7 protein-coding genes and 3 pseudogenes are annotated in these 7833 nt (G+C 67.4%); all 10 read left to right on the top strand.

The features are described 5' to 3' along the window. The first annotated feature begins 43 nt into the window (after window positions 1-43). The 10 genes and pseudogenes from AB0I98_RS45930 (at window position 44) to AB0I98_RS45975 (ending at window position 6547) form a co-directional block, all read left to right on the top strand. A complete protein-coding gene (locus AB0I98_RS45930; RefSeq protein ID WP_362952046.1) occupies window positions 44-541 on the top strand; it encodes a flavin reductase family protein in 498 nt (165 codons plus the stop codon). 8 nt (window positions 542-549) lie between these two features. Continuing rightward, window positions 550-1173, top strand: a complete 624-nt coding sequence (gene wrbA / locus AB0I98_RS45935; protein ID WP_362952042.1) for an NAD(P)H:quinone oxidoreductase — start codon at window positions 550-552, stop codon at window positions 1171-1173. A 214-nt stretch (window positions 1174-1387) separates the two neighbouring features. Beyond that, window positions 1388-2581, top strand: coding sequence for a methionine adenosyltransferase (gene metK, locus AB0I98_RS45940; RefSeq protein WP_362952043.1), 1194 nt, complete (start codon window positions 1388-1390; stop codon window positions 2579-2581). Between the two features lies 1 nt (window position 2582). After that, window positions 2583-3521 carry a carbohydrate kinase family protein gene (locus AB0I98_RS45945; protein ID WP_362952044.1) on the top strand — a complete coding sequence of 313 codons (939 nt, stop codon included), beginning with the start codon at window positions 2583-2585 and terminating at the stop codon, window positions 3519-3521. Window positions 3522-3540: 19 nt separating this feature from the next. Further along, window positions 3541-3723: pseudogene (locus tag AB0I98_RS45950) on the top strand (methylenetetrahydrofolate reductase); the annotation flags it as partial. Between the two features lie 69 nt (window positions 3724-3792). Further along, window positions 3793-3960, top strand: a complete 168-nt coding sequence (locus tag AB0I98_RS45955) for a hypothetical protein (RefSeq protein ID WP_362952047.1) — start codon at window positions 3793-3795, stop codon at window positions 3958-3960. Next, window positions 3957-4279 (top strand): annotated as a pseudogene (locus tag AB0I98_RS45960) (chorismate synthase); the annotation flags it as partial. The gene AB0I98_RS45955 and the pseudogene AB0I98_RS45960, both read left to right, overlap by 4 nt. A gap of 193 nt (window positions 4280-4472) precedes the next feature. Continuing rightward, complete coding sequence (locus AB0I98_RS45965; RefSeq protein WP_362952045.1) at window positions 4473-5216, top strand: VOC family protein; 744 nt, start codon at window positions 4473-4475, stop codon at window positions 5214-5216. Between the two features lie 457 nt (window positions 5217-5673). Continuing rightward, a pseudogene (locus tag AB0I98_RS45970) lies at window positions 5674-6246 on the top strand (CBS domain-containing protein); the annotation flags it as partial. A gap of 172 nt (window positions 6247-6418) precedes the next feature. Continuing rightward, window positions 6419-6547, top strand: a complete 129-nt coding sequence (locus AB0I98_RS45975; protein ID WP_362952048.1) for a magnesium transporter — start codon at window positions 6419-6421, stop codon at window positions 6545-6547. Window positions 6548-7833 lie beyond the last annotated feature (1286 nt).

Genomic DNA, 7833 nt, shown 5'->3' on the forward strand with positions numbered 1-7833 from the left:
AACCGGAGATGACACGATGGAACGCACAGCTCTGACACATGCCATGGCCAGGGTTCCCGGTCCGGTGACTGTGGTGACGACAATCGACGGCACGGGCAAGCGCTGGGGATTCACCGCCAATTCGTTCAGTTCAGTCTCCCTGGACCCGCCTCTCGTCCTGGTCTGTCTGAACAAGACCGCCAGCACGCACGAGGCGTTCACCTCGGCCGACCGCTTCCTGATCAACGTCCTCGCGCATGGCCAGGACGCGGTCGCGCGGCGTTTCGCCCAGTCCGGCGTCGACCGGTTCGCCGCGGGTGACATGGAGACCTGCGAGCTGGGACTGCCCGGGGCGCACGGTGCCTGCGCCCGCGTCGCCTGCTCGATGTACTCCATCGTCGACGCGGGTGATCACAGCATCCTCATCGGCCGCGTGGTGGACACATATACGGACGACCGGACGCCGCTCGTGTACTACAACCGGGCCTTCGCCTACCCTGCCACCGGCACAGAGGCGAGGCTCGAGGAGCCGGTGAAGGTGCTGCACCTGGCGGACTGGTGATCGCTGCCATGAGGAACACAGTGAAGGTCGCCGTCATCTATTACTCCGCCACGGGGCATGTCGCCGACATCGCCCGCGAGATCGCGGAGACGGCCGAGAAGGCGGGCGCCGAGGTCCGGTTGCGCAAGGTCCAGGAACTGGCACCCCAGAGCGCCATCGAATCCAATCCGGTCTGGGCCGCCCACGCCGCGGCAACGGCCGAGATCCCGATGGCCGATGTCGAGGACGTGGTGTGGGCAGACGCCGTTGTCATGGGGTCACCGACGCGGTTCGGCAACATCTCCGCCCAGCTCAAGCAGTTCCTCGACACCCTGGGTGGTGCCTGGCGCAAGGGTGAACTGGCCGACAAGGTCTACAGCGGCTTCACCTCCACGGGCAGCCCGCACGGAGGCAACGAGTCCACCCTGCTGGCCTTGATGCACTCCTTCCACCACTTCGGCGGAATCGTCGTCGCACCCGGATTCACCCACCCCGACAAGTTCGTCGACGGCAACCCCTACGGGACAGCGCACCACGACAACGGCGGCACCACACCGGTTGGAGACCTCACTCGCAAAGCAGCCCGTGTCCAAGCCGAACGCGTGGTGACACTTGCCCGGGCCGTCGCCGCAGTGTCCAGCGGAAGCCAATAGCGGCTCCGCCCCTGTACGGGACGTGGAGGGCAGTCCCCGTCGATGCCACTGCCCGCCGACAGAGGCCGGCCAGCGGTCCCGTCGGCCCCGTCCGCGTTCCTACCGGCCGGAGAGCTCCTACATCCCCCGAGGAGCTCTCCGGCCCGGCCCGGCCCCCAACTCAACACAACTGAGCAACCAACCGTCAGCAGCCGCTGCGACCCCAGGGAGAGCCATGTCCCGCCGCCTGTTCACGTCGGAGTCCGTGACCGAGGGCCACCCCGACAAGATCGCCGACCGGATCAGCGACACGATCCTCGACGCCCTCCTCAAGGAGGACCCGAAGTCGAGGGTTGCCGTCGAGACCCTGATCACCACCGGCCAGGTCCATGTCGCCGGAGAGGTGAGCACCACGGCGTACGCGGACATCCCCGGCCTGGTCCGCGAGGCGGTCCTCGACATCGGCTACGACGCGTCGAAGAAGGGCTTCGACGGCCGCTCGTGCGGGGTGTCCGTGTCCGTCGGCGCCCAGTCCCCGGACATCGCGCTGGGCGTGGACCCGGCCGGTGAGGACGGCGACGCTCTGGAGACGCAAGGGGCCGGCGACCAGGGGCTGATGTTCGGGTACGCCTGCGACGAGACACCAGAACTGATGCCTCTGCCCATCCAGCTGGCGCACCGGCTCTCGTATCGGCTCTCCCAGGTCCGCAAGGACGGCATCGCACCGTATCTGCGTCCCGACGGCAAGACCCAGGTCACCATCGAGCACCTGGGCAGCCGGGCGGCCCGCCTGGACACGGTGGTCGTTTCCGCACAGCACGCCGGCGACGTCGACCTGGACGGTCTGCTGGCCCCCGACATCCGCACGCAGGTCGTCGAGCACGAACTCGCACGACTGGCGGACGACGGCATCAAGCTGGACACGGAAGACTACCGGCTGCTCGTCAACCCCACCGGCCGGTTCGAGATCGGCGGCCCGATGGGCGACGCCGGCCTGACCGGCCGCAAAATCATCATCGACACGTACGGCGGCATGGCCCGCCACGGCGGCGGCGCCTTCTCCGGCAAGGACCCCTCCAAGGTCGACCGCTCCGCCGCCTACGCGACGCGCTGGGTCGCCAAGAACGTCGTCGCGGCCGGCCTCGCCCGCCGCTGCGAGGTCCAGGTCGCCTACGCCATCGGCAAAGCCGACCCGGTCGGGCTGTTCGTGGAGACCTTCGGCACGGCCGCTGTGCCGAAGACGGCTATCGAGTTCGCGATCAAACAGGTCTTCGACCTGCGTCCGGCCGCCATCATCCGCGACCTCGACCTGCTGAGGCCCATCTACGCCCAGACCGCTGCATACGGTCACTTCGGACGCGAGCTACCCGATTTCACCTGGGAACGCGTCGACCGGGTGGATGCCCTGCGCCGCGCGGCGGGGTGCTGAGATGAGCATTGCCATCACCGGCTCGATCGCCACCGATCACCTGATGACGTTCCCCGGCCGCATCGCCGACCAACTGCTGGCCGACCGCCTGGACCACGTCTCGCTGTCGTTCCTGGTCGACACGCTCGAGATCCGGGACGGAGGCGTGGCAGCCAATATCGCCCAGGGGTTGGCCGGGCTCGGACACCGCCCACTCCTGGTGGGCGCCGTCGGCGCCGACTTCCACGCCTACGGTCAACGGCTGGCCGAGCGGGGCGTGGACGTCTCAGCCGTCCACATCTCCACCACACGCCACACAGCCCGCTTCCTGTGCACTACCGACCAGGACGGCGACCAGATCGCCTCCTTCTACCCGGGCGCGATGACCGAAGCATCCGCCATCGACCTCGCCGACATCCTCCACAGGCACGGTGGCATCGACCTCGTCCACATCGGCGCGGACGACCCCGCCGCGATGCTTCGCCATACCCGCGCCTGCCGCGCTCACGGCCTCCGCTTCATCGCCGACCCGTCCCAGCAGCTCGCACGGCTCGACGGCGAGGAAATCCGCGAACTGGTCGACGGCGCCGACCACTTGTTCACCAACGAGTACGAACACGGACTGCTGCTCGCCAAGACGGGCTGGACGCAAGCCGAGGTCCTGATGCGCGTCGGCACCTGGGTCACCACCCTCGGTGAGAAGGGCAGCCGCATCGAACGCGCCACTGATCCCACGCTCGACGTCCCTGCGGTCCCGGCGGCGACGGTCGCTGATCCGACCGGTGTCGGAGACGCCTTCCGGGCCGGATACCTGGCCTCTTTGACCACGAGCCAGGACGCCGTGACCTGTGCCCGCGTGGGATCCGCCCTGGCGGCACTCGCCCTCTCCTCCGTCGGCACCCAGACCTACACCGCTTCCCCTTCACACCTCGGCGACCTGCTGGGGGGCGAGCCGGCGTGACCGCAGCCACCCTGACGCGATGCGACGAAGTCCCGCCGAACTGATCGCGGCCGGCCACCAGTCGTACTCGTTCGAGTTCTTCCCACCCAAGTCCGCCAAAGGCGAGCGAACCCTGTGGAGTGCGCTGCGCCGCGTCGAGACCCTCAACCCTGCTTTCGTCTCCGTGACGTACGGAGCAGGCGGATCCTCCAGGGAACGTACCGCCAATGGATTCACATCACGGAGCAGACGTGATCACGGACCTGCCCGTCGCCGAGACCACCGCATCGGGATGGCGTTCTGCCTGCTTGGTCTCGCTGTCTCCGGAGCCATCACCCTGGACGACTCGCAGTGCGAGACGAAGACATTTCCGGACTTCCACACGGAGATGCGGGGACTGTTTCCGTGGTACGTGCTCCCAGCCGGAGGCGGCAGATTGGCCGACGGGGGCGACCGTTGAGCAGGTTGCGCTGGCTGACCGCGGGGGAGTCGCACGGCCCCGCACTCGTCGCGACGCTGGAGGGCCTTCCGCCGGCGTGCCGATCACCACGGAGATGGTGGCGGACCACCTGGCCAGGCGGCGGCTCGGCTATGGGCGCGGTGCCCGGATGAAGTTCGAGCGGGACCAGGTCACCTTCCTCGGCGGCGTCCGGCACGGTCTGACTCTCGGTTCCCCGGTCGCGATCATGGTGGGCAACACCGAGTGGCCCAAGTGGGAGCAGGTCATGGCGGCCGACCCCATCGATCCCGCCGGATCCAGGTCGGCGGCACGGCCAAGAGGGTTGCGACCGTGCGTCGGCGCGAGAGGTGAGCGAATTCGCCCTGTTCGGCCCAACAGATGGAAGGAATCTGCGAGTTGCCTTCTTTCACTGGAGTCGGCCTGCAGGGTACCGGCACGCTGATCGAGCTGAGCCTCGTGAATGGCCGGCTTGGCTTGACGAAGATCGATCGCTGCCGTGTGAGGAGAGAACCATGAAGATCACCCGCCACCTTCCGGGCGCACCGTGCTGGGCCGATCTCGACACCCCTGACGTCGCGTCTGCGCGTCCCTTCTACAGCTCCCTCTTCGGCTGGCAGGCCCTGGAACTCCCGGGTGGCTACGTGAACTTCACGCTGCGCGAAGAGAAGATCGTGGGCGCGATCAAGCTCAAGGAGGGGGAGGAGCACTCGGCCGGCTGGAGTGTCTACTTCATGACAGATGACCTCACCGAGACGACGAAAGCCGTGGAGGCGGCTGGAGGCAGCGTGGTCAGCCCTCCGAGGAAGGTGTCGGTCGCTGGCAGCGCTGCCGTCTACAAGGCCCCCGATGGAGCCGTCTTCGGCGCCTGGGAGCCGGACAAGCACCCCGGGTCCGGCCTGGTACACGAACCTGGCACACCGTCCTGGTTCGGCCTGAGCACCCCGGACGCCGATGGCTCCACGGCGTTCTACACCCATGTCTTCGGCTGGACGGCCGCGGCGCCGACGGCAGATGGCATGGCTCGCCTCACGGCAGCTGGTGACTCGGCGGAATTCGGCGGAATCACACACGGGCTCGCGACCTTGCCGGGCTGGACCCTGTACTTCGGCGCCGAGGACGTCGACACCGCATCGGCGACGGCGGTCTCGCTGGGCGGCAAGGTCATCTCCTCTCCCACAGACGTGACTGGCGTCGGCCGTGTCGCTGTGCTGAAGGACCCGTCCGACGTGACCTTCGCGTTGGTCACCCGAGCCTGACACCAGCCGGCTCAATCGGCTTGGAAGAAACCCGTCGAAACGGCGGCACAGCTGGCTCTCGTCGGGAGCCGTCGGGATCATCTGGCCTGTCGGCATGAGCCGCTTGGCCAGCCGCAGTGGCACAAGGCCTCGCCCATCAGTGGAGGAGGGAGGTGGTTCGCCGTGCAGAGCGAGCCTCCCAGTCCAGCCTCGCGTACGGCCGTCCTGCACTTGAGCGTGCTGTGACTTGTCACAGCTGACCCTCCACCAGGCAGGGACGGTGCCGGTACGCGCATCGCGTAGTAGAGCATCCCGTCGGCTGCCTGCCGAGGTGACTCCTGCCATGACGCACACCCAACTGACCGACGACGGACTGCCCACCGAACTTCAAGACGCCCTGGAGCGCCACAACCTGCGTGCCGCACAGGACTTGCTGGGCCAACGCCCACCCCACGTCATCGCCGACGAACTGGCCCGTATGAACGCCGTCGACGCAGTCGTCGCGTTCCGGCTGCTCGACAAGGACGAAGCCATAAAGGTCTTCGAGGAACTGCAGCCTGTCGACCAGCAGGCCATCTTGATGGGGCTGCGGGACGTGGCCTTCCGCGAATTGGTCGAAGAGCTGGATCCCGACGACCGTGTCCGCATGCTTCGCGAGGCTCCGGCCAAAGTAGCCCAGCGGGTTCTGGCAGGACTCAGCGCGCATGAGCGTCAGGTGACCGCCGCCCTGCTGGGGTATCCGGACGGCTCGATAGGGCGCTACATGACGCCGGAGGTGGTCGCGCTTGACCAACACCTGACCGCCCAACAGGCGCTGGAGCTCGTCCGATCCAAGGGCGCGGATGCCGAGACCGTCTACACGCTGCCTGTGGTGGACGCCGGACGCCGCCTGACCGGTGTCGTGGAGCTCCGGGAGCTCGTTCTCAGCCCGCCGGGAATCGATGTCCTCGATCTCGTCGTCCCTGACGTCCCCCGCGCGCACGCCGCCGACCCCGCGGAAGACGCGGCGCGTCTGATGGGAGAGACGAACACCCTGGACCTGCCCGTTGTCGACAGCGAGGAAAGGCTCGTCGGGCTGCTCACCATTGACGATGCGGTCGAGGTGATCGAGGAGGCGGACACGGAGGATGTCGCACGGCAGTCCGGATCGGCTCCGTGGAGTGGGCATTACATGGCGGCCCCTGGTGATCATCTGCGGGTGGGCGGCGACGATCGGTGGGACCATGCCAATCCTGGCGAAACGCCTTCACATCGATCCGGCGGTGGTCTCAGCCCCGATGGTCACGACACTGGTGGACGCCACAGGGCTGGTGATCTACTTCCTCACCGCTCGAGCGGTCCTGGGCATCTGAGCAGGTCCAGACAGCGATGCACGGACGCCATCCGCGACCAGCTCAACCAGTCGGGGCACCTGTCATCGAGGACAGCCCTCAGGGTCCGGCCTGACGTAATCCATCCAGGGAGTGATGCCGTCCCCTCTTTGATCCGCCCCGGCCAGTAATCCCCCGGCTGGTCGGGGCTTCCCGCCTACGTGCGGTTTTGAGTTCGCGGAGCCGGTCGCGTTCCACTTGGCGCTGGATGAGGGCTTCGACGAGCGCGGACGCCTTTGGACGGTGCAACATGGGGTACGAACAGTGGGACCGCGACACGTGCTCTGATCTGGGAAAACGGGATCTGGTGTGATCGTGTGACACCGCCTGGCACGATCCCTGTTGGGCTCATAATCCGTCGGCCGTGGGTTCGAGTCCCACCCGCCCCACTGTGTGTTGGGCCAACGGACGGAATCCGCAGCTCGCGAGTTCAACTCCGTTGTCATCACCGTTAGTTCGAACCGCTCTGACCTGCGCAGATGTGGTGGTCCGGCGAAGGCGTAGGTCTCCGCGGGTGGCGTGTACGAGGCCTTGGAACGCCGGATTCGGGACGCTGGCAGGACACGACGATTCGGAAGTGCTGTCTGGCGGTCTTCGAGTACGCCCCTTTTGCCGGGGCCGACGGGTGAGTGCGGCCGTCCCCCGAGCGCGTCGTTGCCGCGATGTCACTGTGGCGTGTGCGGCCGACGAGAGGCTTTGTGCCCGTCCGTGCGTCCGTGAGGGCATTACTGTCTGAGGCCGATCATGCGGACTGGTTGCCCTGGGGCGCGGGCGATGGTTTCGAAGTCGTGGTCGTAGGTGTCGCCTTCGCGCGGGGCGATCCGCGGTGAACCGTCCCGGCCTTCGGTGGACTCTCCATTCGAGCCGGAGTGGTTCAGTGCCGAGTGGCCGTCCTCCCTGGAGGACCCGGAGGCGCGGGCAGCCGAGCGGGCGCGCGGGCCACGCCGGCGGCCAAAGAGCTGGTGCTGATCGGTCCGGAGTGCATGCTTCCTGGGCGGATGGTCCGAAATCGGCGGGCGGTTTTTCGCCGACCGTGCTGTAGCGCCGTTCGGTGTCGTGAAAGTCCGATCCACGTGGCAGCTTCCGGACGGGCACGCGCCCGCGTGGGGGAGAGGGCGCTGAGCTTCCCCTCCTCCTGTGGAGACCGTGACCGGCGGGGTATGTGGGGGTCATTGTCGGCAACGGCTCAATGTGAGACCACTTTCACCGGATGAATTGTGGCCCTCCTTGGCGGCCTGACTCGTTGAGTCAGGCCGGGAGGATGGGTG

Source organism: Streptomyces sp. NPDC050211, assembly GCF_040656035.1.
In the GTDB taxonomy this organism is placed as follows: domain Bacteria; phylum Actinomycetota; class Actinomycetes; order Streptomycetales; family Streptomycetaceae; genus Streptomyces.